Annotated in this window: 23 protein-coding genes; 14 read left to right on the plus strand and 9 right to left on the minus strand. The window is 70.5% G+C overall.

The annotated features are described in order from the left end of the window. Positions 1–64: 64 nt before the first annotated feature. A complete protein-coding gene (locus tag ACWEF2_RS16805) occupies positions 65–1009 on the minus strand; it encodes an aldo/keto reductase (protein ID WP_453816102.1) in 945 nt (314 codons plus the stop codon). Positions 1010–1074: 65 nt separating this feature from the next. On the opposite strand from ACWEF2_RS16805, the gene ACWEF2_RS16810 reads away from it, so the two are divergent. The 4 genes from ACWEF2_RS16810 to mshC all read left to right on the plus strand — a co-directional run bounded on the left by ACWEF2_RS16810 (position 1075) and on the right by mshC (position 4676). Then, a complete protein-coding gene (locus ACWEF2_RS16810) occupies positions 1075–1773 on the plus strand; it encodes a histidine phosphatase family protein (protein ID WP_453816104.1) in 699 nt (232 codons plus the stop codon). A 10-nt stretch (positions 1774–1783) separates the two neighbouring features. Continuing rightward, positions 1784–2359 carry a DUF3090 domain-containing protein gene (locus tag ACWEF2_RS16815; RefSeq protein ID WP_453816106.1) on the plus strand — a complete coding sequence of 192 codons (576 nt, stop codon included), beginning with the start codon at positions 1784–1786 and terminating at the stop codon, positions 2357–2359. Beyond that, on the plus strand, positions 2356–3117 hold the full coding sequence (locus ACWEF2_RS16820; RefSeq protein ID WP_453816108.1) for an SCO1664 family protein: 762 nt from the start codon (positions 2356–2358) through the stop codon (positions 3115–3117). Before ACWEF2_RS16815 ends, ACWEF2_RS16820 begins: the two co-directional genes overlap by 4 nt. Before the next feature lie 335 nt (positions 3118–3452). Then, a complete protein-coding gene (gene mshC / locus ACWEF2_RS16825; RefSeq protein WP_453816110.1) occupies positions 3453–4676 on the plus strand; it encodes a cysteine--1-D-myo-inosityl 2-amino-2-deoxy-alpha-D-glucopyranoside ligase in 1224 nt (407 codons plus the stop codon). Between the two features lie 241 nt (positions 4677–4917). Here the strand turns inward: mshC and ACWEF2_RS16830 are convergent, their stop codons facing one another. The 4 genes from ACWEF2_RS16830 to ACWEF2_RS16845 all read right to left on the minus strand — a co-directional run bounded on the left by ACWEF2_RS16830 (position 4918) and on the right by ACWEF2_RS16845 (position 7609). Next, positions 4918–5121, minus strand: a complete 204-nt coding sequence (locus ACWEF2_RS16830; protein ID WP_355599145.1) for a cold-shock protein — start codon at positions 5119–5121, stop codon at positions 4918–4920. A 213-nt stretch (positions 5122–5334) separates the two neighbouring features. Next, on the minus strand, positions 5335–5811 hold the full coding sequence (def, locus tag ACWEF2_RS16835) for a peptide deformylase (RefSeq protein WP_453816112.1): 477 nt from the start codon (positions 5809–5811) through the stop codon (positions 5335–5337). A 75-nt stretch (positions 5812–5886) separates the two neighbouring features. After that, on the minus strand, positions 5887–6435 hold the full coding sequence (locus tag ACWEF2_RS16840; protein ID WP_453816114.1) for a hypothetical protein: 549 nt from the start codon (positions 6433–6435) through the stop codon (positions 5887–5889). Positions 6436–6754: 319 nt separating this feature from the next. After that, positions 6755–7609 (minus strand): PAC2 family protein, encoded by an 855-nt coding sequence (locus tag ACWEF2_RS16845; protein WP_453816116.1) that lies wholly within the window; start codon positions 7607–7609, stop codon positions 6755–6757. A gap of 276 nt (positions 7610–7885) precedes the next feature. On the opposite strand from ACWEF2_RS16845, the gene metH reads away from it, so the two are divergent. From metH to ACWEF2_RS16885, 8 genes are all read left to right on the plus strand, one after another. Beyond that, a complete protein-coding gene (gene metH, locus ACWEF2_RS16850; RefSeq protein WP_453816118.1) occupies positions 7886–11350 on the plus strand; it encodes a methionine synthase in 3465 nt (1154 codons plus the stop codon). 32 nt (positions 11351–11382) lie between these two features. After that, positions 11383–12033, plus strand: coding sequence for an HAD family hydrolase (locus ACWEF2_RS16855; RefSeq protein WP_453816120.1), 651 nt, complete (start codon positions 11383–11385; stop codon positions 12031–12033). A gap of 200 nt (positions 12034–12233) precedes the next feature. After that, entirely contained in the window at positions 12234–12746 is a 513-nt protein-coding gene (locus ACWEF2_RS16860) for a cellulose synthase (protein WP_453816122.1), read from the plus strand. Between the two features lie 262 nt (positions 12747–13008). Then, entirely contained in the window at positions 13009–14019 is a 1011-nt protein-coding gene (locus ACWEF2_RS16865) for an ABC transporter permease (RefSeq protein ID WP_453816124.1), read from the plus strand. 59 nt (positions 14020–14078) lie between these two features. Continuing rightward, positions 14079–15857 carry an ABC transporter substrate-binding protein gene (locus ACWEF2_RS16870; RefSeq protein WP_453816126.1) on the plus strand — a complete coding sequence of 593 codons (1779 nt, stop codon included), beginning with the start codon at positions 14079–14081 and terminating at the stop codon, positions 15855–15857. An 81-nt stretch (positions 15858–15938) separates the two neighbouring features. Continuing rightward, positions 15939–16952, plus strand: a complete 1014-nt coding sequence (locus ACWEF2_RS16875) for an ABC transporter permease (RefSeq protein WP_453816128.1) — start codon at positions 15939–15941, stop codon at positions 16950–16952. Further along, positions 16949–17989 (plus strand): ABC transporter ATP-binding protein, encoded by a 1041-nt coding sequence (locus ACWEF2_RS16880; protein WP_453816130.1) that lies wholly within the window; start codon positions 16949–16951, stop codon positions 17987–17989. The genes ACWEF2_RS16875 and ACWEF2_RS16880 overlap by 4 nt, the downstream gene beginning before the upstream one ends. 61 nt (positions 17990–18050) lie before the next feature. After that, positions 18051–19112: an ABC transporter ATP-binding protein gene (locus tag ACWEF2_RS16885; protein WP_453816132.1), complete on the plus strand. Its 1062-nt coding sequence runs from the start codon at positions 18051–18053 to the stop codon at positions 19110–19112. A gap of 132 nt (positions 19113–19244) precedes the next feature. Here the strand turns inward: ACWEF2_RS16885 and ACWEF2_RS16890 are convergent, their stop codons facing one another. From ACWEF2_RS16890 to ACWEF2_RS16900, 3 genes are all read right to left on the minus strand, one after another. Then, positions 19245–19928 (minus strand): response regulator transcription factor, encoded by a 684-nt coding sequence (locus tag ACWEF2_RS16890; RefSeq protein ID WP_355599156.1) that lies wholly within the window; start codon positions 19926–19928, stop codon positions 19245–19247. After that, a complete protein-coding gene (locus tag ACWEF2_RS16895) occupies positions 19925–21124 on the minus strand; it encodes a sensor histidine kinase (protein WP_453816134.1) in 1200 nt (399 codons plus the stop codon). Before ACWEF2_RS16895 ends, ACWEF2_RS16890 begins: the two co-directional genes overlap by 4 nt. 248 nt (positions 21125–21372) lie before the next feature. Next, positions 21373–22242: a RecB family exonuclease gene (locus ACWEF2_RS16900; protein WP_453816158.1), complete on the minus strand. Its 870-nt coding sequence runs from the start codon at positions 22240–22242 to the stop codon at positions 21373–21375. A 168-nt stretch (positions 22243–22410) separates the two neighbouring features. Here ACWEF2_RS16900 and ACWEF2_RS16905 point away from each other — a divergent pair, with 168 nt between their 5' ends. Next, positions 22411–23502, plus strand: a complete 1092-nt coding sequence (locus ACWEF2_RS16905) for a site-2 protease family protein (protein WP_453816160.1) — start codon at positions 22411–22413, stop codon at positions 23500–23502. Positions 23503–24000: 498 nt separating this feature from the next. Beyond that, complete coding sequence (locus ACWEF2_RS16910; protein WP_453816136.1) at positions 24001–25536, plus strand: FHA domain-containing protein; 1536 nt, start codon at positions 24001–24003, stop codon at positions 25534–25536. Positions 25537–25586: 50 nt separating this feature from the next. Here the strand turns inward: ACWEF2_RS16910 and ACWEF2_RS16915 are convergent, their stop codons facing one another. Then, positions 25587–26204 (minus strand): TetR/AcrR family transcriptional regulator, encoded by a 618-nt coding sequence (locus ACWEF2_RS16915; RefSeq protein ID WP_453816138.1) that lies wholly within the window; start codon positions 26202–26204, stop codon positions 25587–25589. Positions 26205–26287 lie beyond the last annotated feature (83 nt).

Consider the following 26287-nt stretch of genomic DNA (forward strand, 5'->3'; position numbering starts at 1 on the left):
GCGATTCGGTATCGAGTAGTGATACGCGAGATAGATTCTTGTTCTGGTGCCGACGGGTCCGGCCTCAGTCGGCCGAGACGTCGTCCAGCGCCTCTCTGATCTCCATCGGCAGAGTCAGGTCCTCGGCCTGAAGGACCCCGGCCAGCTGCGCGTGGGTGCGGGCACCGACGATGGCGGAGGTCACCCCCGGCTGATCGCGGACCCAGGACAGGGCGACCGAGAGCGGTGAGACGCCGAGCCCCTCGGCCGCGGTCGTCACCGACTCCACGACCCGGCGGCACCTCTCGTCCAGATAGGGGGTGACGAAGTCGGCGAAGTGCGGGGTCGCGGCCCGGGAGTCGGCGGGGATCCCGGTCCGGTACTTTCCGGTGAGCACCCCCCTGCCGAGCGGTGACCAGGCCAGCACCCCGGCGCCGATGTACTCGGCCGCCGCGATCAGCTCGCGTTCGGCCTCCCGGGCCAGCAGCGAGTACTCGACCTGGGCGGCCACGATCGGCACCCGGCCGGGAACCGTCCGCTGGCCGACGGCCGCCGCGGCGAGCTGCCAGCCGGTGTAGTCGCACACCCCGGCGTAGGCGGCCCGGCCGGAGGAGACGACGGCGTCCACCGTGGCCAGGGTCTCCTCCAGGGGCACGTCCGGATCGAAGGCGTGTAGCTGCCACAGGTCCACCTCGTTGACCCCGAGCCGGGTCAGCGAGGCGTCGATGGCGGCGATCAGGTGCTTCCTGGAGGCGTTGCGCGGCCGGCGGCCGGCGGGGGTGAGCACGGCCTTGGTGGACAGCACCAGTTCCGAGCGTGGCACCGTGTCGCGGATCAGCCGTCCGAGCAGCCGCTCGGCCTCGCCGCCCGTGTAGACGTCGGCGGTGTCGATGAGGGTGCCACCGGCCTCGGCGAACGCCCGGAGCTGCGCCGCGGCCTCCTCCGCGCCGGTGTCACGTCCCCATGTCATCGTTCCCAGCCCGAGGCGGGACACCGACAGGCCGCTCCGGCCCACATAGCGCTGCTCCATGATCCGGCCAGGGTACCGCCCGGCCAGTTAAAAGTAGTGGAGTGAGGGCTGCAAGACTTGCCCGTGTGACGACCTTGCTGCTGGCCAGACACGGCCTGACCCACCTCACCGGCCCGGTTCTGGCCGGCTGGACCCCCGGCGTTCACCTCAGCGAGGCCGGGCGGGCCCAGGCGGAGGCGCTGGCCGTACGGCTGGCACCGCTGGAGCTGGACGCGATCGTCTCCAGCCCGCTGGAGCGCTGCCAGGAGACCGCACAGGCCGTCGCCGGGGGGCGGCGGGCGCGGGTGCTGACCGACGACCGGTTCGGGGAGTGCCGGTACGGCGACTGGACGGGGCGCCCGATCGGCGAGCTCGCCGGGGATCCGCTCTGGAAGGTGGTGCAGAGCCATCCGAGCGCCGTGACGTTTCCCGGTGGAGAATCCCTATCCGCCGTGCAGCACCGGGCGGTGAGCGCCGTCAGGGAGTGGAACGGGCGGCTGGGGCCGGACGCGGTCTATCTGGTCTGCAGCCACGGAGACGTGATCAAGGCCATCGTGGCCGACGCGATGGGCTTGCATTTGGACCAGTTTCAGCGCATAACAGCCGATCCTGCGTCGCTCACCGCGATTCGCTACACCCCCTTGCGTCCCTTCGTGCTCAGGCTGAACGATTTAGGGGGAGATGTTGCCGGTCTCCGGCCTCCGGAGGGTTCGGAGGCCGGGGACGGGGGAGAAAACCTCACCGGGAGCGACGCCGCAGTCGGCGGTGGAGCCGGGACCACGTAAGGTCGGGGCTATGCCGGTCTTCGACTACGACCCACCCGAGAGATTCGTGGCCGGTGCCGTGGGGCAACCGGGGTCACGGGCGTTCTTCCTCCAGGCTCGGGGCCGGGGTCGCCTGACCACCGTCGGGCTGGAGAAGTTTCAGGTCGCCGCGCTGGCCGACCGGCTGGACGAGTTGCTCGACGAGGTGCTGAGGCGGAGCGGCGGCAGCGCCGGGGTGCCGGCCACCGCTCCCGCCGCGCTCACCGACAACGGTCCGCTCGACCTGCCGATCACTGAGGACTTCAAGGTGGGCACCATGGCCCTGACCTGGGACTCCGACACCTCGCAGGTGGTGATCGAGGCTCAGGAGGTCGCCGCGGAGGACGAGGCGTTCGAGCCGTCCCCGCTCGCCGGTTCCTCGCTGCTGCGCGTGCACATCAGCGCCGGTGCGGCCAGGGCGTTCACCAAGCGTGCCCTGGCGCTTGTGGCGGCCGGTCGGCCGCCCTGCCCGCTCTGCGGTCGGCCGCTCGACGCGGAGGGACATATTTGTGTGCGGCTCAACGGTTACCGGGGTAGTAGCGCTTCACCGGGTGAAGGAGGCGAATGAGCGCCGAGAGTGAGTTCACGCTGAGTGCGGTGCCCGCGGCGGAGTTGGACGACGAGACCGCTCTGCGTCTGCTCCGTGACGGCCGGCTGGAGGTCGCCGGCCGTCTGGTCGAGGCGACCAACATGACGCTCTACTGTTCGGTCCGGCTCGGCGACCTCACGGCGGCCTGCGTGTACAAGCCCGTGCGCGGGGAGCGCCCGCTCTGGGACTTCCCCGACGGCACCCTCGCCGCCCGCGAGGTGGCCGCCTTCGAGGTCTCGGCGGTGACCGGCTGGCGGATCGTTCCACCCACCGTCTACCGTGACGGCCCCTTCGGCCCCGGGATGTGCCAGCTCTGGATCGACGCCGACCCCGAGGCCGACCTGATGGTGCTGATCCGCAGCCGCCAGCCCGCCCTGCGGCGGATGACGGTCTTCGACGCCGTCGTCAACAACGCCGACAGGAAGGGCGGCCACCTGCTGCCGCTCGTCGACGGGCACGTCTACGGCGTCGACCACGGCGTCTCCTTCGCCGCCGAGGACAAACTCCGCACCGTCCTGTGGCAGTGGCGCGGCAAACCCCTGTCCCGTGAGGCCGTGAACGTCCTCGCCCGCCTGGAGCGCGACCTCGACCAGGGGCGCCTGGGCCACCGCCTCCGTGAGCTCCTCACCCGCGCCGAGGTGGAGGCGACCTGGTCCCGGGTCCGCAGGCTCCTGGACACCGGCCTGCACCCCCTGCCGTCACGGGACTGGCCCGCCATTCCCTGGCCCCCGATCTAAGAGCGCTCCAGGCGGGGGCGATACCCTGCCGGGCATGTGCACGGTTGTCGTCAGCATCGATCCGGACGCCGAGGTCCCACTGATCCCGGTCGGTGCGCGTGACGAGTTCACCGACCGGCCGTGGATTCCCCCGGGCCCGCACCGGCCGGGCCTGATCGGCGGGCGCGGCCTCAGGGCGGGCGGGACCCGGCCGACCGGCGACCCCCGTGATCCGGCGCCCTTCCGCCGAGTCCCGCCGGAATGACCGGGCGCGTCCCGGTGGTTGAGAAAGTACCCCTTACCACCCACCGCCCCGGTCCGATCGGGGTGGTCTGTCTGCTGGATAGGCTCAACATATGCGATCGTGGTCTGTGCCGAAGGTCCCTCCGCTTCCCGGTGCCGGTGTTCCGCTGCGGCTGTTCGACACCGCGGCGGGAGAGATCGTCCCCACCCGGCCGGGGCCCACGGCGCGGATGTACGTCTGCGGCATCACGCCCTACGACGCCACCCACCTGGGGCACGCCAACACCTATCTCGCCTTCGACCTGGTCAACCGCGTCTGGCGAGACGCCGGTCACCAGGTCCACTTCACCCAGAACGCCACCGACGTGGACGATCCGCTCCTGGAGCGGGCCGAGCAGACCGGGCTCGACTGGCGCGAGCTGGCCGAGCGTGAGATCGAGCTGTTCCGGACCGACATGGAGGCGCTGCGGATCCTCCCGCCGCGTGAGTACGTCGCGGTGACCGAGGTGGTCGACCAGGTCGCCGAGCTCGTCGAGCGCCTGCGCGACAAGGGGGCCACCTACGACCTCGACGGGGACGTCTACTTCGACGTCGCCGCGGCGCCCAAGTTCGGCGCCGTCTCCGGATACTCCGAGGATCTGATGCTCACCCTGTCCGGCGAGCGGGGCGGCGACCCCGGCAGGCCCGGCAAGAAGCACCCGCTCGACTGGCTGCTCTGGCGCGCCGAACGTCCTGGAGAGCCGTCCTGGCCCTCGCGCCTCGGCCGGGGCAGGCCCGGCTGGCACGTCGAGTGCACCGCGATCGCCCTGGCCAACCTCGGCAGCGGTTTCGACGTGGCGGGCGGTGGCTCCGACCTGATCTTCCCGCACCACGAGTGCGGCGCCCACGAGGGGCATGTCGCCTCCGGCGAGTGGCCCTTCGCCAGGGCCTACGTGCACGCGGGCATGGTGGCCCTGGACGGCGAGAAGATGTCCAAGTCCAAGGGCAACCTGGTCTTCGTCTCCAGGCTCCGCGGGCAGATCGATCCGATGGCCGTCCGGCTGGCCCTGCTGGCGCATCACTACCGCGCCGACTGGGAGTGGACCGCCGACCAGTCGGCCTCCGCCGAGGCGCGGCTCGCGCGCTGGCGCTCGGCCGCCGGGCTGCGGACCGGCCCCGAGGCGGGGAGCGTGCTTGAGGAGGTCCGTGCCCGGCTGGCCGACGACCTGGACGCCCCCGGAGCGCTCGCGGTCATCGACGGCTGGGCCGAGCGGGCGCTGGCCGGGGACGGCACCGACCCGCGGGCGCCCGCACTCGTCGGGGACGTCGCGGACGCCCTGCTGGGCGTCGAGCTCTGAGAGGGCCGCCCGGCGTCGAGCTCTGTCTGAGAGCGCCGTTTCGGCGGCGGGCGCCCTGAGAACGCGCCCGAAGGGGCTCCTGATCCGCCCGGGGAGGGCGGCAGGGGCCCGGAGGGGGGCGGCGGTGGACGTCTCCGAGGGGGAGCGCCGGGAAAGCATCTGGGCCCGCACCGCCGAAGCGGTGCGGGCCCAGACTGAAGCGTGCAGATCAGGTCAGCTGACCTGATTTCCTGAGTTCAGATCAGAGAACCTGAACCTGGTCGGCCTGCGGACCCTTCTGGCCCTGCGTGGTGACGAAGCTGACACGCTGGTTCTCCTCCAGGCTGCGGTAGCCGCCGGAGTTGATGGCCGAGTAGTGCACGAAGACATCGGCGGTGCCGTCGTCCGGCGCGATGAATCCGAAGCCCTTTTCGGCATTGAACCACTTAACGGTGCCCTCAGACAAAACTACTTCTCCTCATTGGGAGCCTCACCGAACCGCCAGGTCGGCGGCTCGGGGCTGCGTTGCGGACCCTACCATGCACCCGCGGAAACCATCCGGAGAAAGCTGGAATGCCCGCTGTCGGCGGACCTCATTAAGCACTTGAGATGATAAGGCTGGACTGAGAACTACGACTGCAACCAAGGAAGTCTATCGAAGTGGACTCCGAGAAGCAAGTCACGGGATGGCGGCGAGGAAGCGCTCCCTCTCGTCCTCCGGGAGCCGGTCGACGAAGAGGACGCCGTCGAGATGATCGGCCTCGTGCTGGAGGACCCGGGCGAACGTGCCCAGCGCCCGGAGGGTGACGGGCTTGCCGAACATGTCGCGGGCCCGGACGGTGGTCATGTAAGAGCGCTCCAGAGGCCACCAGAGGCCGGGGGCCGACAGGCACGCCTCGTCGGCCGTGATCTTCCGCTCGGACAGCTCAAGACGCGGGTTGACCAGGTGGCCGGACCTGCCGTCCAGCTCGTAGACGACGACCCGGAGCGGGACGCCGATCTGCGGGGCGGCCAGCCCCGCGCGGCCGGCGCCAGCCCGCACGGTGGCCTGCAGGGACTTGACCAGCCCGCGCAGCTCGCGGTCGAAGGTGGTCACCGGCTCCGCCACGGTCCTCAGCACCGGATCGGCGAACAGTCGGATCGGCTGAACGGCCACGCGCACTCCCCGAGGCGACGAAATGACACGAACAAGGTTCCCATTGTCGCATCGCCTCAATCGCGGCCGGCGCGATCATCCGGGGGCGAGTGGCGCCTCGCCTTCCCCGCGGACGCGTTCCAGCCTCAGCTCCCGGACGATCTCCTCGGCGCTGTCGTCCCGCGAGGGCAGGCAGTCGGCGCCGATGAACGTCTCGTAGTAGGCGTGCCGGAAACACCCGGCCAGCAGCAGCCGGGCGCTGGCGAGCGGGTCGACCTCGGGGGAGATCCGGCCCGCCCGCCGCTCGGCCGTCAGGTACTCGGCCAGCGGCACCACCTCCGACATGAAGCCGATGTCGCTGTCGCGCATCGCCTCGCGGAAGCGGACGGTGACCGAGGGCGAGGTGAAGGCGGGCAGCGCCGCGGTCTGGACCTCGGAGTAGTAGTCGATGCCGGCCCGTGTGATGGGCAGCAGGTTGTCGTTCACCCGCCCCTTGCCGACGAGATACATCAGATCGTCGAGAATGCGGAGCCAGACGGGCAGGCGGTCCTGGAGCAGGGCGAGGAACATGTCGACCGCCTGCCCGGGGGAGGTGCCCGGCAGACGTGGATACGAGGGGGCGTTCTCGCCGTCCTCACGTTTCATGAATACGGCCATCTCAAGAACGCGGCGTCGCGTTTCCTGTGCTTTCTGGTGCGGATCGAGCTGTGGAGTGGCCATGGTCGCCCTAACGTGCGCTGTCACGCGGACAGTGTTCGGCGCGGTGACGGGGCCGTTCACCGGTTTTACAGAGGGTGTGTTTCTTCCGGAGGCGCGGTCGTCGCAGACCGGTCTGCCGACTACCGGTCCGGTGCAGTCCAGGCGGACCCGGATGGGCACCGATTATCACTCTAGACCAGTTAAAAAAGGAGTAAATAACTATAACTATGTTCTGTGTGTTTCGGTCATGGCCGGCGCGCTGTACTCAGCCGTCGCCGTCACGGTCGCGGCGGCGGAGATAACGCTCGAACTCCGCGGCGATGGCGTCGCCGCTCGCCTCCGGCAACTCGGCGGCGTCCTTGCGCTCCTCAAGCTCCTTGACGTACTCGGCCACCTCGGTGTCCTGGGACGCCAGCTCGTCCACGCCGTGTTCCCAGGCGCGTGACTCCTCCGCCAGCCCGCCCAGCGGCATCGGGATGTCCAGCAGGTCCTCCATGCGGCTCAGCAGCGCCATGGTGGCCTTGGGGTTGGGCGGCTGGGCGACGTAGTGCGGCACCGACGCCCAGAGCGAGACCGCGTGCACCCCCGCGTTCCCCAGGGCGTGCTGGAGCACGCCGACGATGCCGGTCGGGCCCTCGTAACGGCTCAGCTCCAGGTTGATCGCCCGGGCCAGGCCCTCGTCGGTCGCCGAGCCCACGATCGGCACCGGACGGGTGTGCGGGGAGTCGTTGAGCAGCGCGCCGAGCAGCACCGCCAGCTCCACCCCGAGCTCGCGGCAGGCCGTCACGATCTCCTCGCAGAACGCGCGCCACCGCATGTTGGGCTCGATGCCGTGCAGCAGCACCACATCGCGGTCGGCGCCCGGCGGCCGGGCCACGGACAGCCTGGTGGTCGGCCAGGTGATGGACCGGGTCAGGCCCTCGCCCATCTCCACGACGGGGCGCGTCACCTGGAAGTCGTAGTACTCCTCGGGGTCGAAGGAGACCAGCGGGGTCGCCTTCCACTCGTTTTCGAGGTGCGCGATCACTCCGCTCGAAGCCTCGCCCGCATCGTTCCACCCCTCGAACGCGGCGATCAGCACCGGCTCGACGAGCTCGGGTAGACCTTCGAGTTCGATCACGCGCGGCCTCCTTTATGCCTCGCCGTACTATCCCGCTAAGCCTATGCGGTGAGGGGGGGCTTTACGTCACCTTCCTCAGGTGGTGTGACCGGGCGGGGTGTTCCGGCCGGCCTGTCGTGACACGCCCGAGGGGGCCGGTCCCGGCGGCGGGAGGCCGGTGCCTGCCGGGCCGCCGCCGGAGGGCATCAGGCGGCATTTCGCCCGAAGTATTGGACTAAATGGTCAATTGGTGCCGTGAACGGTAACGGCGTGGAGCTTCCCAGTACTCTTGTCCCCATGACAAGCACCCCGTCTTTCCGTGAAGTCCTGGCCGAGCGAGTGATGGTCGCCGACGGGGCCATGGGGACGATGCTTCAGGCCCACGACGTGACCCTCGACGACTTCGAGGGTCACGAGGGCTGCAACGAGGTTCTCAACGTGACCCGGCCCGACATCGTCCGCGCCGTGCACGACGCCTACTTCGAGGTCGGCGTCGACTGCGTCGAGACCAACACCTTCGGGGCCAACCTGGCCGCCCTGGGGGAGTACGACATCCCCGAGCGCGTCTTCGCCTACTCCGAGGCCGGGGCCCGCATCGCCAGGGAGGCCGCCGACCGCTGGACGACCCCCGACCGGCCCCGTTACGTGCTCGGCTCGATCGGTCCGGGCACCAAGCTGCCCACCCTCGGGCACAAGCCGTACGCCGTGCTGCGCGACGCCTACCACGACAACGCGGCCGGTCTGATCTCCGGCGGCGCCGACGCGCTGATCATCGAGACCGCCCAGGACCTGCTCCAGGTCAAGGCCGCCGTGATCGGGTCCAGGCGGGCCGTCGCCGACGCCGGCCGGGATGTGCCGATCATCGCCCAGGTGACCATCGAGACCAACGGCGCGATGCTGCTCGGCTCGGAGATCGGCGCGGCGCTCACCGCGATCGAGCCGCTCGGCGTCGACGTCATCGGGCTCAACTGCGCCACCGGCCCCGCCGAGATGAGCGAGCACCTGCGCTACCTCGCCCACCACGCGCGCGTGCGTCTTTCCTGCATGCCCAACGCCGGTCTGCCCGTGCTCACCTCCGACGGCGCCTACTACCCGCTCAGCCCGCAGGAGCTGGCCTCCGCCCACGAGACCTTCGCCCGCGACTACGGTCTGTCGCTCGTCGGCGGCTGCTGCGGCACCACGCCGGAGCACATGCGCCAGGTGGTCGAGCGGGTGCGCGGCAGGGAGGTGGTGGCGCGCCGTCCGCGCCCCGAGGCCGGGGCGGCCTCGCTCTACCAGAGCGTCCCCTTCCGCCAGGACACCTCCTACCTGGCCATCGGTGAGCGCACCAACGCCAACGGCTCCAAGGCGTTCCGCGAGGCGATGCTCTCCGCGAACTGGGAGGAGTGCGTGGAGATCGCCCGGACGCAGGCCCGCGAGGGCGCGCACATGCTGGACCTGTGCGTCGACTACGTCGGCCGCGACGGCGCCGACGACATGAGGGAGCTGGCCTTCCGCTTCGCCACCGCCTCCACGCTGCCGATCGTGCTCGACTCCACCGAGCCCGCCGTGCTGGAGGCCGGCCTGGAGATGCTCGGCGGGCGCGCGGTCGTCAACTCGGTCAACTACGAGGACGGCGCCGGCCCCGAGTCGCGGTTCTACAAGATCATGAAGCTGGTCCGCGAGCACGGCGCGGCCGTGACCGTCATGGCCATCGACGAGCAGGGACAGGCCCGCACCGCCGAGGACAAGGTCAGGATCGCCGTCCGGACCATCGAGGACCTCAAGCGCGACTGGGGGATGAGGGTCGAGGACATCATGGTCGACACCCTCACCTTCCCCATCGCCACCGGTCAGGAGGAGACGCGCCGCGACGGCCTGGAGACCATCGAGGCGATCAAGGAGATGAAGCGCCGCTACCCCGGCGTGCAGACCGTCCTCGGCCTGTCCAACATCTCCTTCGGCCTCAACCCGGCCGCGCGCATCGTCTTGAACAGCGTTTTCCTCAACGAGTGCGTGAACGCCGGCCTCGACTCGGCCATCGTGCACGCCTCCAAGATCCTGCCGATGTCGCGCATCCCCGAAGAGCAGCGCCAGGTCGCCCTGGACATGGTCTACGACCGGCGCCGTGAGGGCTACGACCCGCTGCAGCGGTTCATGGAGCTGTTCGAGGGCGTGGACGCCGCCTCGGTCAAGGCCGACAGGGCCGCCGAGCTGCTCGGCCTGCCGCTGTGGGAGCGGCTCAAGCGCCGCATCGTCGACGGCGAGCGCAAGGGCCTGGAGGCCGACCTTGAGGAGGCCCTCGCCCGGCGCCCGGCGCTGGAGATCGTCAACGACGTGCTGCTGGACGGCATGAAGACCGTCGGCGAGCTGTTCGGCTCCGGTCAGATGCAGCTGCCGTTCGTGCTGCAGTCGGCCGAGGTGATGAAGATCTCCGTGGCCTACCTCGAACCCCACATGGAGCGGGTCGACGGGGAGACCAAGGGGCGCATCGTGCTGGCCACGGTCAAGGGCGACGTGCACGACATCGGCAAGAACCTGGTGGACATCATCCTGTCCAACAACGGCTACGAGGTCGTCAACCTCGGCATCAAGCAGCCGGTGTCGGCGATCCTGGAGGCGGCCGAGGAGAAGAAGGCCGACGTCATCGGCATGTCCGGGCTGCTGGTGAAGTCCACGGTCGTCATGCGGGAGAACCTGGAGGAGATGAACTCCCGGGGCATCTCGGAGAAGTACCCCGTGCTGCTCGGCGGTGCCGCGCTGACCCGTGCCTACGTCGAACAGGACCTCGCCGAGATCTTCCGGGGCGAGGTCCGCTACGCCCGCGACGCCTTCGAGGGGCTGCGCCTGATGGACGCCTTCATGGCGGTCAAGCGCGGCGAGGAGGGCGCGACCCTGCCCGCGCTGCGCGAGCGGCGCGTCAAGACCGGTGCCAAACTGGCCAGGACCCCGATCGAGGACCTGCCGGCCCGCTCCGACGTGGCCGTCGACAATCCGGTCCCGAAGGCGCCCTTCCACGGAGACCGCCTCGTCAAGGGCATTCCGCTCGCCGACTACGCCGCGTTCCTGGACGAGCGGGCCACCTTCATGGGCCAGTGGGGTCTCAAGGCGGCGCGGGGTGGCGTCGGGCCCTCCTACGAGGAGCTGGTCGAGACCGAGGGGCGGCCACGCCTGCGGATGTGGCTGGAGCGGATGCAGACCGAGGGCCTGCTGGAGGCGGCCGTCGCCTACGGCTACTTCCCGTGCGTCAGCGACGGCGACTCGCTGATCATCCTGGACGACGCGGGCAACGAGCGGACCCGGTTCACCTTCCCGCGTCAGCGGCGCGACCGGCACCTGTGCCTGTCCGACTTCTTCCGCCCGAAGGAGTCCGGCGAGGTCGACGTGGTCGCCTTCCAGGTCGCCACGATGGGCAACAAGATCTCCGAGGCCACCGCCGAGCTGTTCGCCAAGGACGCCTACCGCGACTACCTGGAGTTGCACGGCCTGTCGGTGCAGCTCACCGAGGCGCTGGCCGAGTACTGGCACGCGCGGGTCCGCTCCGAGCTCGGGATCGGCGGCGACGAGTCGCTGGAGGACATGCTGAAGGTCAACGTCAACGGCTGCCGTTACTCCTTCGGCTATCCCGCCTGCCCGCACCTGGAGGACCAGGTCCAGCTCATGGGGCTGATCGACCCCACCAGGATCGGCGTGAACCTGTCGGAGGAGTTCCAGCTCCACCCGGAGCAGTCGACCTCCGCGCTGATCGTCCACCACCCCGAGGCCAGTTACTTCAACGTCTGACCACGAGGGGACCTCGGGGGACTTTCCGGGACATGGACGCGGTGCTCTTCGACATGGACGGGCTTCTCGTGGACAGCGAGAAGGTCTGGTTCCAGGTCGAGACCGAGGTGATGGGGCGGCTCGGCGGCGAGTGGGGCCCCGCCGACCAGGCGCGCCTGGTCGGCGGCTCCATGAGGTCCACGGTGGCCTACATGCTCGGAGTCTCCGGCTCGGGCGCCGATCCGGAGCGTGTGGCGGCCTGGATGCTGGAGGGCATGACCCGCAGGCTCGCCGGCGGCGTGGAGCTGATGCCCGGCGCCGCCGAGCTGCTCACCGCCGTACGGCGGGCGAGCCTGCCCACCGCGCTGGTCACCTCCTCGGCGCGCCCGATCGCCGAGGCGTGCCTGGACGGCATGGGCAGGCACCACTTCGACCACGTGGTGACCGGCGACGACGTCACGAGGGCCAAACCCAGCCCCGAGCCCTACCGGAGGGCCGCCCGGCTGCTGGGCGTGGCCACGGCCCGCTGCGTCGCGCTGGAGGACTCCCCGAACGGGGTGGCCTCGGCCACCGCCGCGGGCTGCCGGGTGGTGGCGGTGCCGAGCGTGCTGCCGATCCCGGCCGCCCCCGGGCGCCTCGTCGTGAGGTCGCTGCGGGAGGTCGACGTCCAGGTGCTCCGGAGGCTGTCGGCCACCGGCTCGTGACGCCCGGCCGGGACGCCCCGCGGCCCGCCGGGCCCTGAGGGGAACCGGCCCCGGGATACGGCGGGCCGGGTCCCCGAGGGGAAACCCCCTCGCCGAGGACGGCGACCCCTAGGGGACGGGCCCCTCCTCCCGGAGGAGGAACGACTCCGCCCCGGCGTGCCAGGATGGATCGGGTAAGCCGATACGAGGGACGGTCCATTATGACGTTCGACCAGATCGCCTGGTTGCCGCTCTGCGCCGGGATGACCGGGGTGGGGCTGGTGCTGAGTTTCCTGCTGATGCGACGCAGGGGGGCCGTGGCAGGGGTGCGCGGCGTGGCCTGGTCGCTGCTGCCGCTGGCGGCCTACCTGACCGGTGCGCTGCCCGCCCTGTGGCAGGTCGGCACGGCGGTCACCGGGTTCTTCGCGGGACTGGTCCTCAGCCCCACGGTGTGGGCCGGGGTGGCCGTGACCGGGCTGTCGGCGCTTTTGTTCCTGGTCTCCGGGGTGCTGCGCCGCCGCCGCCCCGCCGGGCCGCAGGCCGCGCCGGTGACCGGCGGCGGCGCTCGGCCCGGTGTTCCCGCCGCGCCGGGCGCCGTCGCCCAGACCCGGCCTCAGACCGCGCCCCAGCCGGCCCGGTCGCAGCCGCGCAAGGCCGCGCCCGCCGCGAAGCCGGCCGCCGACGACGACTTCTCCGATATCGAGGACATCCTCAAGCGGCGCGGAATCGGGTGACGCTCCGTCACCTTCCGGTGCAGTGTCACGAATCCGAGACACAAGCCCAACGGCTCCCAGACATTCTCCTCAAGATCAGAACAAATGAATTTCGCGTGAATCACAGTTGAGCCACATAGCGCCTCCGGGGACTAGTCAGCGCAGATCAGCCCATAGATTCTGCGTCACGGGACCGTGAAAACAGTCCATAGACTTCATTACGCGCTACCCAACCCGGGGCGCGTTTTCGGACAACGTCGTCTGGGATCCAGGGGGCTACTGTATGACCGCACCGCTCGATGTCTCCGGCCAGGCCATGGAGGCCCAGCCCGAGGCCGTTCTCCAAGGGGCGGGCGGAAAGGCCATCGAAGGCCGTTCGCTCGGTCGGATCGCGTGGATACGGCTCAAGCGTGACAAGGCGGCGATTCTCGGCGCCTTCATCGTGGTCTTCCTGACCTTGATAGCGCTCTTCGCCGAGCGCCCCTTCGGCGGCCTGGTCGCGCTGTTCGGTGACTCGCCGAGCGTGCCCAACAACGACCTCATCGATCCGCTGACCAGTGCCCCGATCGCCCCCTGGGGCGGGATCAGCCTGGAGCACCCGTTCGGCCTGGAGCCGGTCAACGGCCGCGACCTGTTCGCCCGGATCCTCTCCGGCGCCCAGATCTCGCTGCTGGTGGCCTTCCTGTCCACCCTGCTCTCCGTGGTGATCGGCGCGCTGCTTGGGGTGTTCGCCGGCTTCTTCGGCGGATGGGTCGACACGGTCATCAGCCGGCTGATGGACGTCTTCCTGGCGTTTCCGCTGCTGCTGTTCGCGATCGCCATCGTGGGCGCGCTGCCCGACCAGGCCCTCGGGCTCAAGGGCAACGGCCTGAGGATCGCGGTGATCGTGTTCATCATCGGCTTCTTCAGCTGGCCCTACATCGCGCGCATCGTGCGCGGCCAGACCCTGTCGCTGCGCGAACGCGAGTTCGTCGACGCGGCACGGTCGCTCGGCGCGGGGAACTCCTCCATCATCTTCCGCGAGATGCTCCCGAATCTGGTGGCGCCGATCCTCGTCTACGCGACGCTCCTCATCCCCACCAACATCCTGTTCGAGGCCGCGCTGTCGTTCCTCGGCGTGGGCGTGAACGAACCCCAGGCCTCCTGGGGAGGCATGCTCACCCGGGCGGTGGACTACTACCAGATCGCCCCGCACTTCATGATTGTTCCGGGTCTTGCGATCTTTATCACCGTGATGGCCTTCAACCTGCTGGGCGACGGGCTCCGGGACGCCCTCGATCCGCGCGCCCGGTAGCGAAAACCCGACTGTCTCTCCATATCACCATCACTCATGACAAGGGGTGTACCACCACGATGAGGAAGACCAACGCCCTCGCGCTCGCCGCACTGGGTACCGCGCTGACCATGGGTCTCGCCGCTTGTGGCGGCTCGGCCGGTGGCGGTGGCAACACGTCCTCCGGGAACAACGCCACCGGCGGCGCGGCCTCCACGGCCAAGCACAACGACGCGTACACCAAGGTCGTCAACCCGTCCGAGGCCAAGGGCGGGACGCTGAAGTTCGCGCTGTCGGACGAGCCCGACTCGATGGACCCGGGCAACACCTACTACGCCTGGAACTGGAACTTCTCGCGGCTGTACGCCCGCCCGCTGATGACCTACACCGCCCAGCCCGGCGACGCCGGTCTGAAGCTGGTCCCGGACCTCGCGGAGGGGCCCGGCGAGGTCAGCGCCGACGGAAAGAGCTGGACCTACAAGCTCAAGAAGGGCATCAAGTACGACGACGGCACCGAGGTCAAGGCCGCCGACGTCAAGTACGCCATCGCCCGCAGCAACTTCACCGACGAGCTCACCGACGGTCCGAAGTACTTCGCGCAGTACCTCGACGCCGGTGGTTACAAGGGTCCCTACAAGGACAAGGACCTCAACGACTTCAAGGGTGTCGAGACCCCGGACGACCACACCGTCGTCTTCAAGCTCAAGGCCCCGTTCTCGGAGTTCGACTTCCTGGTCGCCAACCCGCAGTCCGCGCCGGTCCCGCAGGCCAAGGACACCGGTGTCGACTACGAGAAGACCGTCGCCTCGACCGGCCCCTACAAGTTCGAGAGCCACGAGGTCGGCAAGCAGCTCAACCTCGTCAAGAACGAGAACTGGGACCAGTCCACCGACACCACCCGCAAGCAGCTGCCGGACCGCATCGAGGTGCAGTTCAAGCAGAACGCCGAGGACATCGACAACCGCCTGATGGCCGGGCAGATCCAGGTCGACCTGGCCGGTACCGGCCTGCAGTCCGCGGGCAGGGCGAAGGTCGTTCAGGACGCCGCCAAGAAGGACTCCACGGACAACCCCTTCACGCCGTTCAACCGCTACGCGATGCTCTCCACCGCGGTGAAGCCGTTCGACAACATCGACTGCCGCAAGGCCGTGCAGTACGCCACCGACAAGGTCGCGACCCAGGCGCCGTGGGGCGGCCCGCTCGGCGGCGAGATCGGCACCACCGCGATGACCCCGACCACGGTCGGCTACAAGCAGTTCGACCTCTACCCGAACGGCGCCGACCACAAGGGCGACGTGGCCAAGGCCAAGGAGCACCTGGCGGCCTGCGGCCAGCCGAACGGCTTCGAGACCAACATCGCGGTCCGCGGCGACCGTACCAAGGAGGTCCAGGTCGCCGAGGCCCTGCAGGCCTCGCTGGACCGGGTCGGCATCAAGGCCACCATCAAGAAGTACCCCTCGGGTGACTGGAGCGCGCAGTACGCCGGCAAGCCGGACTTCGTGCACAAGAACAACCTGGGCATCATGATCGCGGGCTGGGGCGCCGACTGGCCGTCCGGCTTCGGGTTCCTGTCGCAGATCGTCGACGGCCGGTTCATCAAGGCCTCCGGCAACTACAACATGATGGAGCTCAACGACAAGACGGTGAACGAGCTGCTCGACAAGGGCATCCAGACCACCGACGCCGCGGCCCGCAACGAGATCTGGGCCGAGGTCGACAAGAAGGTCATGGAGTCGGCGGCGTTCATGTCGTTCGTCTACGAGAAGACCCTGATCTTCCGGCCCTCGAACCTCACCAACGTGTACGTGCACCCGGCCTACGGCATGTACGACTACACGTGGCTCGGCGTCAAGCAGTAGTCCTTCTCTAGCTAGCCAAAGGCAGGTGAAGGCCTGACGGTGCCCGGGAGCGACCCTCCCGGGCACTCCGGCCGAACGATCGTGGTCGCTTTCATCGTCCGCCGCGTGATCGCCGCCGTACTGATGCTCGCCGTCGTCAGCATGGCCACCTTCGCGATCTTCTTTCTCATCCCGCGCGCCCTGGGGCAGACCCCCGAGGGCATGGCGTCGCGTTACGTGGGACGGGACGCCACACCCGAGGCGATCCAGGGGGCAGTCAAGCGGCTGCATCTGGACGATCCGCTCATCGTGCAGTACGGGCGGTTCGCCAAGGGCATCGTCGCCGGTCAGGATTACTCCCTTGGCCCCAAGAAGGCCGAGTGTCCCGCGCCCTGCTTCGGCTTCTCGTTCAACAACAACCAGCCGGTCTGGCCGACGCTCCTCGACCGTCTCCCGGCGACGCTCTCGCTCGCCCTGGGCGCCGCCGTCATCTGGCTCGTCACCGGGGTCGGCATCGGTGTCGTCTCCGCGCTGAAACGCGGCAGCGCGCTCGACCGGGCGGCCATGACGGTGGCGCTGGCCGGCGTGTCGCTGCCGATCTACTTCACCGGACTGGTCTCCCTGTCGGTGTTCGCCTACACGCTGGGCATCTTCCCCGGCGGAGGCAGCTACACCCCCGTCACCGAGAACCCGGTCATGTGGTTCCAGTCCCTCGTGCTGCCCTGGATCACCCTGGCCTTTCTCTACGCGGCCCTGTACGCCCGGCTCACCAGGGCGGGCATGCTGGAGACCATGGGCGAGGACTACATCCGCACGGCCCGCGCCAAGGGTCTCAAGGAGCGCACGGTCGTCACCAAGCACGCCCTGCGCGCCGCGCTGACCCCGATCCTCACCATCTTCGGCCTGGATCTCGGCCTGCTGCTGGGCGGTGCGGTGCTCACCGAGAGCACCTTCTCCATCCAGGGCATCGGCAAGCTGGTCATCGACGCGATCCGGGGCAACGACCTGCCCGTGGTGCTGGGCGTCACCCTGTTCGCGGCGTTCTTCATCGTGCTGGCCAACCTCATCGTGGACGTCCTGTACGCGGTGGTCGACCCGAGGGTGAGGCTCTCATGACGACTCCACCCGGCTCCTTCCTGGAGCTGCGCGACCTGCGCATCCACTTCCCGACCGAGGACGGCCTGGTCAAGTCCGTCGACGGTCTGTCGTTCAAGCTCGACCGGGGCAGGACCCTGGGCATCGTGGGCGAGTCCGGCTCGGGCAAGAGCGTGACCAGCCTGGGCATCCTGGGCCTGCACAAGGGCGGCCGGGCCAGGATCTCGGGTGAGATCTGGCTGGACGGCGAGGAGCTCGTCACCGCGAGCCAGGACCACGTGCGGTCGCTGCGCGGCAAGAAGATGGCGATGATCTTCCAGGATCCGCTGTCGGCCATGCACCCCTACTACTCGGTGGGCGCCCAGATCATCGAGGCCTACCGGGTCCACCACAACGTCAGCAAGGCGGTGGCCCGCAAGCACGCGGTCGACCTGCTCGGCCGGGTGGGCATTCCGCAGCCCGACAAGCGGGTGGACGACTTCCCCCACCAGTTCTCGGGCGGCATGCGCCAGCGCGCGATGATCGCCATGGCACTCTCCTGCGACCCCGAGCTCCTGATCGCCGACGAGCCCACCACGGCTCTCGACGTGACCGTCCAGGCCCAGATCCTGGACCTCATGACGGACCTGCAGCGCGAGTTCAACTCCGCGCTGATCATCATCACCCACGACCTCGGCGTGGTGGCCGAGCTGTCGGACGACATCCTGGTGATGTACGGCGGCAAGTGCGTCGAGTACGGTTCCGCCGAGGACATCTTCTACCGGCCCGAGCATCCCTACTCGTGGGGTCTGCTGGGATCGATGCCCCGGCTGGACCGCGAGCCCACCGAGCGCCTGCTCCCGATCAAGGGCACCCCGCCCTCTCTGATCAACGTGCCGTCCGGCTGCGCCTTCAACCCCAGGTGCGCCTTCGCCGACCGTACCGAGGGCAGGTCCACCTCGCAGGTGCCCGAGCTCCTGGAGACCGAGGGCGGCCACCTGGTCCGCTGCCACCTGCCCCGCGCGCGGCGGCGGTCCATCTGGGACAACGAGATCAAGCCGATGTTGGAGAGCACGTGAGCGAGCGTAGCCAGCGAGCCGACGGGCGCACGGGATGCCCGCGATTGACGGAGGAGGCCGCGTGACCTCGGTCGAGAACAGGGAGGCCGCCGCCGCGGCCGACCCCGACGTGCTGCTGTCCGTTCAGGGCCTCCAGAAGTACTTCCCGGTGACCAAGGGCCTGCTCCGCCGGCAGGTCGGCGCCGTCAAGGCCGTCGACGGGGTCAGCTTCGACGTCCGCAGGGGGGAGACGCTCGGCCTGGTCGGCGAGTCCGGCTGCGGCAAGAGCACCACCGGCCGGCTGATCACGCGCCTGCTGGAGCCGACGGCCGGCCGGATCGTCTTCGACGGGCACGACATCACCCACATGTCCCCGTCGAGGATCCGCCCGCTCCGCCGCGACGTGCAGATGATCTTCCAGGACCCCTACTCCTCGCTCAACCCCCGCCACACGGTCGGCGCCATCGTCGGCGCGCCCTACCGCATCCAGGGCATCAAGACCGAGCAGGGCACGAAGAAGGCGGTCCAGGAGATCCTGGAGCTGGTCGGGCTCAGCCCCGAACACTACAACCGCTACCCGCACGAGTTCTCCGGCGGCCAGCGCCAGCGCATCGGCATCGCCCGCACGCTCGCGCTCAAGCCCAAGCTCATCATCGCCGACGAGCCGGTCTCCGCGCTGGACGTGTCGATCCAGGCCCAGGTGGTCAACCTCCTGGAGGACCTGCAGAACGAGCTCGACCTGACCTACGTCATCGTCGCGCACGACCTGTCGGTCATCCGGCACATCAGCGACCGGGTCGCGGTCATGTACCTCGGCAAGATCGTCGAGCTGGCCGACCGCAAGTCCCTGTACGACTCGCCCATGCACCCGTACACCACCGCCCTGATGTCGGCGGTTCCGGTGCCCGACCCGGCCCGCCGCAAGGACCGCGAGCGCATCCGGCTCCAGGGCGACGTGCCCAGCCCGCTCAACCCGCCGCCCGCCTGCCGCTTCCACACGAGGTGCTGGAAGGCCCAGGCGGTCTGCAAGACGGTGGAGCCGCCCCTCGCCGAGCTGGTCTCCGGTCACCAGGTCGCCTGTCACTTCCCGGAGAACGCCCCGGGTGCGAGCGAGCCCCTGCCCGCGGGGACCGTCTCCGCCTGACCCCCGGTCCACGTCCGCCCCCGTATGGCTCGCGCCGGCCGTACGGGGGCGGGCGTCTGAGGATTTCATCCTTGCCGCGCCGGCGCCAGGCCGGGTTTTCCGCACGCCTTCCCGGGACGGCCTCCGATGGGCCTAGGGGATGGCCCCCGGGGTGATCAGGCCGGTCTCGTAGGCGAGGACCACGGCCTGGACCCGGTCGCGGAGGCCGAGTTTGGTGAGCACGTTGCCGACGTGGGTCTTGACCGTCGTCTCGCTCACCACCAGTTCGGCGGCGATCTCCGCGTTGGACATGCCCCGGGCGATCAGCCGGGTCACCTCCAGCTCCCGTTCGGTCAGCCGGTCCAGCCGGGCCGGGGTGGACTGCTGGTGGGCCGAGGGCAGGCGGGCCCCGAACCTGTCCAGCAGCCGCCGGGTGACGCTCGGCGCGACGATGGCCTCTCCCGCCGCGACCACCCGGATGGCCTGCACCAGGTCGTCCGGCGGCACGTCCTTCAGCAGGAAGCCGCTGGCTCCGGCGCGCAGCGCCTCCACGATGTACTCGTCCAGGTCGAAGGTGGTCAGCACCAGCACCCTGGGCACGTACGCGCCGGCCGCGGCCTCCCTGACGATCCTGCGGGTCGCCTCGATGCCGTCCACGCCCGGCATCCGGATGTCCATCAGCACCACGTCGGGCAGCAGTGCCCGCGACTGGTCCTGGGCGGCCTTGCCGTCCCCGGCCTCGCCGACCACGGTGATGTCTGATTCGGCCTCCAGGATCAGCCGGAAACCGGTGCGCAGCAGAGGCTGATCGTCCACCAGCAGCACTCGGATCGTCATCGCACGTCCTTGAGGGGAAATCGGGCATGGACCTCGAATCCGCCCTCTGGACGTGGGCCGATCCTCAGAACTCCACCATAGAGGGCGACACGCTCGCGAATGCCCACCAGTCCGTGACCGGCCCGCCCACCGGCCACGGGGGCGGCCCCGGCGCCCCGGCCGTCGTCCTCGACCCGTACGGCCAGCTGGCCGGCCTCGTGCCGCACCGTGACCCGGGCCCGGGCCCGGGGACCGGCGTGCCGCAGGCTGTTGGTCAGCGCCTCCTGAACCAGTCGATAGGCGGCCAGGTCGACACCGGGGGGCAGGGGGCTCCGCTCGCCCTCGATCCACAGCTGGGTCGACAGGCCCGCCTCGCGCATCTGGGCGACCAGCGCGGGGATCTCCCCCACGCCGGGCTGCGGGTTCCGCTCGGCGGGTGTGGCGTCGGTCCTGAGCACGCCCACGAGGTTGCGCATCTCCGCCATCGCGGTCCGGCCCATCTCCTCGATCGCCGACAGCGCCTCCCTGGCCCCGTCGGGGTTGGTGGACAGCACCCGGCGCGCCGCGGACGCCTGGACGGTCATCACGCTCACGTGGTGGGCGACCACGTCGTGCAGCTCGCGGGCGATGCGGGAGCGTTCCTCGGCCCTGGCCGCCCGCGTGTCGGCCTCCCTGGCGCTCTCCACGCGCTCGGCCCGGTCGCGCAGCTCGGCGAGGTAGGCCCGCCGCAGCCGGGCGCTCCGGCCGACGATCCACAGGGTCACGGTGACGACGGCCACCAGCAGGTGGGTGCTCCAGTCGCCGAGCGCGCCGGTCAGCGACGCGGAGACGACGTGGCAGGCGAAGCTCCACACCAGCCCGCACAGGCTGAGCGCCAGGCCGCGGTGGGCGGCGGCCGTGTAGACCAGCACCAGAACGGCGGGCCAGAGCAGGGTGCCGCTCTGCCCCAGTGTCGCCAGCGTGACGCATCCCAGCCCGGCCAGCGACAGCATCAGGAACGGCCGTCGGCGGCGCAGCACCACGGTCAGGGAGCCGGTCACGAGCAGGACGAGGGCCGCCCCTCCCGGGCCCCCCAGGCGGCCGTCCGGGGCGTCGAGGAGGACGGGAAGGTATGCGCAGAGCACCGCGGTGACCGCCAGCGCCGCGGCCAGGACGGTGTCGGGGATCAGCGGGCGGTCGTGGAGCCAGGCCCGCAGCCGGCCAGGGGGGTTGCGCACACAATCAATGTAGGCGTCCCATTCCCGGGGCCACCCTGCTGCAGGCGGATATCCTCCCTCATCCCCGCGGATGACGCGGCGATCCGGCGTGGATTCCCGGGGACGCCCGCGCCGGGTCCGCCGGGGGCCGGCCGGATCCGCGCCCGCGTGGTGGACGGGACCGTGGTCGCGTCACCGGGCGCGACGGGGCCGGATCCGCGCCCTCGTGGCGGGCCGCCCACGGGTGGTGACGTCTCCGCTCCTGGCGCTCAGAGCTCGTCGGTGGCGGCCCTGGGCGTGCGGCGGGTGCTGCGCACGGTGTCGCCCGGCTGCCGTTCGGGCAGCGGCGGAGGGGTGCCGCCGAACTCCGGGCACAGCTCCTGGTAGTGGCACCAGCCGCACAGCCGGCTGGGCCTGGGGCGCCACTCGCCGGTCTCCAGGGCCCGCTCGATGGCCGACCAGAGGGCGCGCACCTTGCGCTCGGTGGCGCGCAGGTCCGCCTCGTCGGGGGCGTAGCGCAGCACCTCGCCGTCGCCGCCCAGGTACATCAGCTGGAGCAGGCGGGGCACCGAACCGCGCAGCCGCCACAGTGTCAGCGCGTAGAACCTCATCTGGAACAGCGCCCTGGCCTCGAAGGCGGGCCCCGGCGCGCTGCCGGTCTTGTAGTCGACCACCCGGACCTCGCCGGTGGCCGCGACGTCCAGCCGGTCGATGTAGCCGCGCAGCACCAGGCCGTTGTCGAGCGCCGCCTCCACGTACAGCTCCCGCTCGGCGGGCTCCAGGCAGGTGGGGTCCTCCAGGGTGAAGTAGCGCTCCAGCATGGCGCGGGCCTGGGCCAGCCACTCGGCCCGCTCCCGGTCGTCCGCGAACATGTCACCGTAGGCGGGCTCCTCGGTCAGCAGCCGGTGCCACTGCGGCTCCAGCAGCTCCAGCGCGGCGGCCACCGTACGCGCCTGGGCCGGCAGGTCGTAGAGACGCTCCAGCACCGAGTGGACCATCGTGCCGCGCACCGCGGCGGGCGACGGCGGCTCGGGCAGCCGGTCGATCACCCGGAACCGGTAGAGCAACGGGCACGTCATGAAGTCACCGGCGCGGGACGGCGACAGCGCTCCGATGATCGTGGGCTCGGTCAGTGACATGTCCGCACTGTAGGTCACGGTGACGACAGTTTGGACCCGAGGTGGCCTCGTGGCGTCTGCGAGTGGCGCGATGGCGCGTAGCATCGAGGCTTGAAGACCACGTGAGCGAGGAACGGTGAGTCAGCGGTGAGCAGTGAGAGCCCGCGCGAGGACAGCCCAGGACTGCGGATGGGACGGCCGTTCGGCATTCCGGTGTACGTCTCGCCGACCTGGTTCATCGTGGCCGCGTTCATCACCTACACCTTCCAGCAGCCGGTGAGCTCCATGCTGCCCGAGCTGAGCGTCCCGATCACCTATGTCGTCTCGTTCGTCTTCGCGGTGCTGCTGTACGTGTCGGTGCTCCTGCACGAGCTGGCCCACTGCGTGGTCGCCAGGATGTACGGCCTGCCGGTCCGCCGCATCACGCTCTATCTGCTCGGCGGCGTCTCGGAGATCGAGCGTGAGCCGGACACCCCGGGCAGGGAGTTCATGGTGGCCTTCGCCGGGCCGCTGCTCTCGCTCGGGCTGGCCGCGATCGGGTTCGCCGCCTACGGCCTCTTCGACCTGTCCGGCGTCCTCGGCGTCCTCATCCTGCAGCTGTGGGTGGCCAACCTGATCGTCGGGGTGTTCAACCTGCTGCCGGGACTGCCGCTCGACGGCGGGCGCATGTTGCGCGCCGGGGTCTGGAAGGCCACCAGGAACCCCGGTTCCGGCACCGTCGCCGCCGCCTGGGTGGGCCGGGGGCTGGCCGTCACCCTGATCGCGGTCCCGGTCGGCCTGGCCCTGGTCAGCGGGCAGGCGCCCAGCCTGAGCATGCTCGTCTGGTCGATGCTGCTGGCCTCCTTCATCTGGTTCGGCGCCTCGCAGGCGCTGCGCGGTGCCCGGGTGCGGGCCCGTATCCCGCAGGTGAACGCCCGGGTCTTGGCCCGGCGGGCCATCCCGGTGACCGGTGACGTGCCGCTGGCCGAGGCGCTGCGCCGGGCCGCGGAGGCCCAGGCGGGGGCGATGGTGGTGGTCGACCACGAGGGCCGCCCGACCGGGATCGTCAACGAGGTCGCGGTGGAGGCCACCCCGGAGAACCGCCGCCCCTGGGTGACGGCCGGCTCGCTGGCGCGCAGCCTCGAACCGTCGATGGTGCTGGCCGCCGACCTGTCGGGGGAGTCCCTGATCGAGGCCATGCGGGAGGCGCCCGCGGGGGAGTACCTCCTGGTGGAGCGGGGCGGTGAGATCTTCGGTGTGCTGGCCACCTCGGATGTGAACCGGGTGTTCAGCGGGGTCTGAGCGAACCTGGGGTATCTTCCGGCCTCCAGCCGGACGCGGACCGATACGGCCGGGTGGTTCGGTCGAAATTAAACCTTTTGTCGCACTCGTTTTCGGCCTGCGTCAGGACTAGTGTTCTGGCCAACTGAACCGGTCGGCGACGGAGCTCAAGGGACGCACAATCGGCACCCCCCAACACGCCGGCCCCGGCCGGTGCCCTCACTCCGGAGCCGCTCGGCACGGCCGGACGGAGCGATTCGCCGGGACGCGCCCGGACACCCCTCCTCCGGTCCGCCGCTCGGAAGGACCGGTCTATCCTGTTCGGTTTGCTGACGCTCGTTCCTGAAGGGCTTCTGCTGTACTTTTTGCTACGGGCCGATGTGGTCGATGTCTTGATCCGATGCCCCCCGCCGCGTTCTGGACGTGTTTCACCGTCGTCCGGGCCCGCGTATGGCTGGTGGCGAACGGGCCGATGCGAGTGCCGTTCATTCGATGGCGTTTTCGGGGAGGGAGAGTTCTGTGACCGACGAGGGCTTCGGAGTGGTGCGTCCGCTTCCGGGCAACGGGCTGGTCGCCCATGTGAGTGGCCTGCTGCTGGTGTGTGACGCGGCCGAGGCCGTCGAGGCGGACCTGCTGGCGGCCCTGCGGGAGACCGCGGCGTCCGGCGGGGACGGCCGCGCGCTGGCCCGCCGCGTCGCCCAGGTGCTGGCCGTGGTGATGGGTGAACCGGTGGCGTGCGCCGTCGCCGGCTCCGTGTCCGACGGGGTGGCCGTGCTGGTCAGCGGCCCGGCGTTCGCGTCGGTCACCGGTTCGGGAGGCGAGGTCCGGCTGGCCGGGCGTGACGCGCTCACCTGGTCCGACCGGCTGGTACCCGGTCCGGTGACCCAGGTGGAGTTGCGTCTTCCCGAGGCCGGGGAGGCGCACCCGCTCGCCCGGCTGGACAGTGGTGTGATCACCGGCGGCGGTGTCCGGTGCGACCCCGCCGAGGCCGGGGCGGCGCCCGGGGACGCCCCGCCGCGGGAGTCCTCCAAGGAGTCTCCGGTGGAGTCCGGGAGGGAGCAGCCCCAGCGGGCCGCCGGGCGACCGGCGCCGCCGGTGGAGTCCGCCCCGCCGGCCGAGCCCCAGTCCGCCTCCCCGTCCTCCCGGCCCACTTCGTCCGCCTCGTCCTTGTCGTCTCCTTCCCCCTCCTCCCCGTCCCTCCCGTCCCCCTCGTCCGCCGCCGGATCCGCCGACTGGCCCGCGCCCGTCCCCGGGCAGCCGGAGTGGCCGGCGCCCCCGGTGGAGTCCGTCCCGCCCGCCCCCTATCCGATGGGCCCCCCGGAGCGCTACGCCACCGCCCCGCCCGCGCCGCCGGAGCCCGCCGTGCCGCAGGCGTGGCACTCCGAGTCCGCGGGGCTCCAGCCGCAGGGGCCGGTTCCCGGCCACGTCCCGGCCGTGATCCAGCACGGGGACGGGGAGAGCGGTGGCGGCGGCGACGTCCGCGACCAGCCGTTCGAGTACGAACCACCGGCGCCGGGCGGCCCGCAGGGCGCCCCCGAGCCGCAACCGCCGGCGCAGCCGGAGCCCCATCCCGAGTCACGGCCGCTGGTCTACGGGGTGGACTGCAAGAACGACCACTTCAACGACCCGCGCGTGCCGTACTGCGCGGTCTGCGGCATCGCCCTGGTGCAGCGCACGCTCGTCCCCTACAAGGGGCCGCGCCCGGCGCTGGGCGTGCTGCTGCTGGACGACGGCACGACGCTCCGCCTCGACACCGACCACCTGGTCGGCCGCGACCCCGAGCGGGCCCCCGAGGTCGCCGACGGCTCGGTTCGCCCGGCCAAGGTCACCAGTCCCGACGGTTCGGTCTCCCGCCGTCACCTCCGGGTGGCGCTGGACGGCTGGGACGTCAACCTGGTGGACCTGGGGTCGGTCAACGGCACCCAGATCCAGCCGCCGGGCGACCCCAACTTCTACGACATCCCGCCGAACGAGCCGGTGGTGATCCTGCCGGGCACCACCGTGCGGGTCGGCGTCTCCCGCACGATGCGCTACGAGTCGCACCGCAACCGTTAGGGGGTCCATCCGGGGAGCAGGGGTTCTGTCCGGGGGCCGGTGACGCTCCGTTACGCGCCGCCGGTCCGAAGCCGGTCCAGTTCGGTGCCGAGCAGCCGCTCCAGGAGGTCGGCGCCGAGTCTGTCGGGGTAGAGCAGCCGGTGCACGCTCAGCCCGTCCACCAGGGCCAGCAGCCGCTCGGTGACGTCGCCGAGCTCCTCCGAGGTGCGGATCTCCCCGGCCTCCGCCGCCGCACCGAGCAGGCCGCGCACCAGGCGGCGCAGTTCCTCGGCCCGGGCGCGCTGCGCCCGCAGCGTCGCCGGGCTGGTCAGGCTCCGGCTCCAGAACCCGATCTCCAGCCCGCTCTCCCCGGCGCGCTCGTCGTCCAGCGGCAGGTTGCCCATGAGCAGCTCGTGCAGCGCGGCCATTCCGCCGCGACCGGCCGGCCCGCCGCGACCGGCCGGCCCGCCGCGGAACCGGTCTGCGACGCGGCGGTGCGAGGAGCGCAGCGCCGACAGCATGATGTCGTCCTTGTCGGCGAAGTAGTGGGTGAGCACGCCGTTGGAGTAACCGGCCTCCCTGGCGATCGCCCTGATCGTCGCCGCCTCGATCCCCTCTCTCAGAATGATGCGGCGGGCCGCCTCGACGATCTCCTCGCGGCGGCCCGCATGATCCACGATCTTCGACATCTCGATCCCTTCCCGGATCCCGCTCGCCGGTACGGTATGCGGACGTCCCGCCATTATTCGCGCAAAACGTGAGGAGGGCTCGT

This window comes from Streptosporangium sp. NPDC004631 (genome assembly GCF_053601935.1).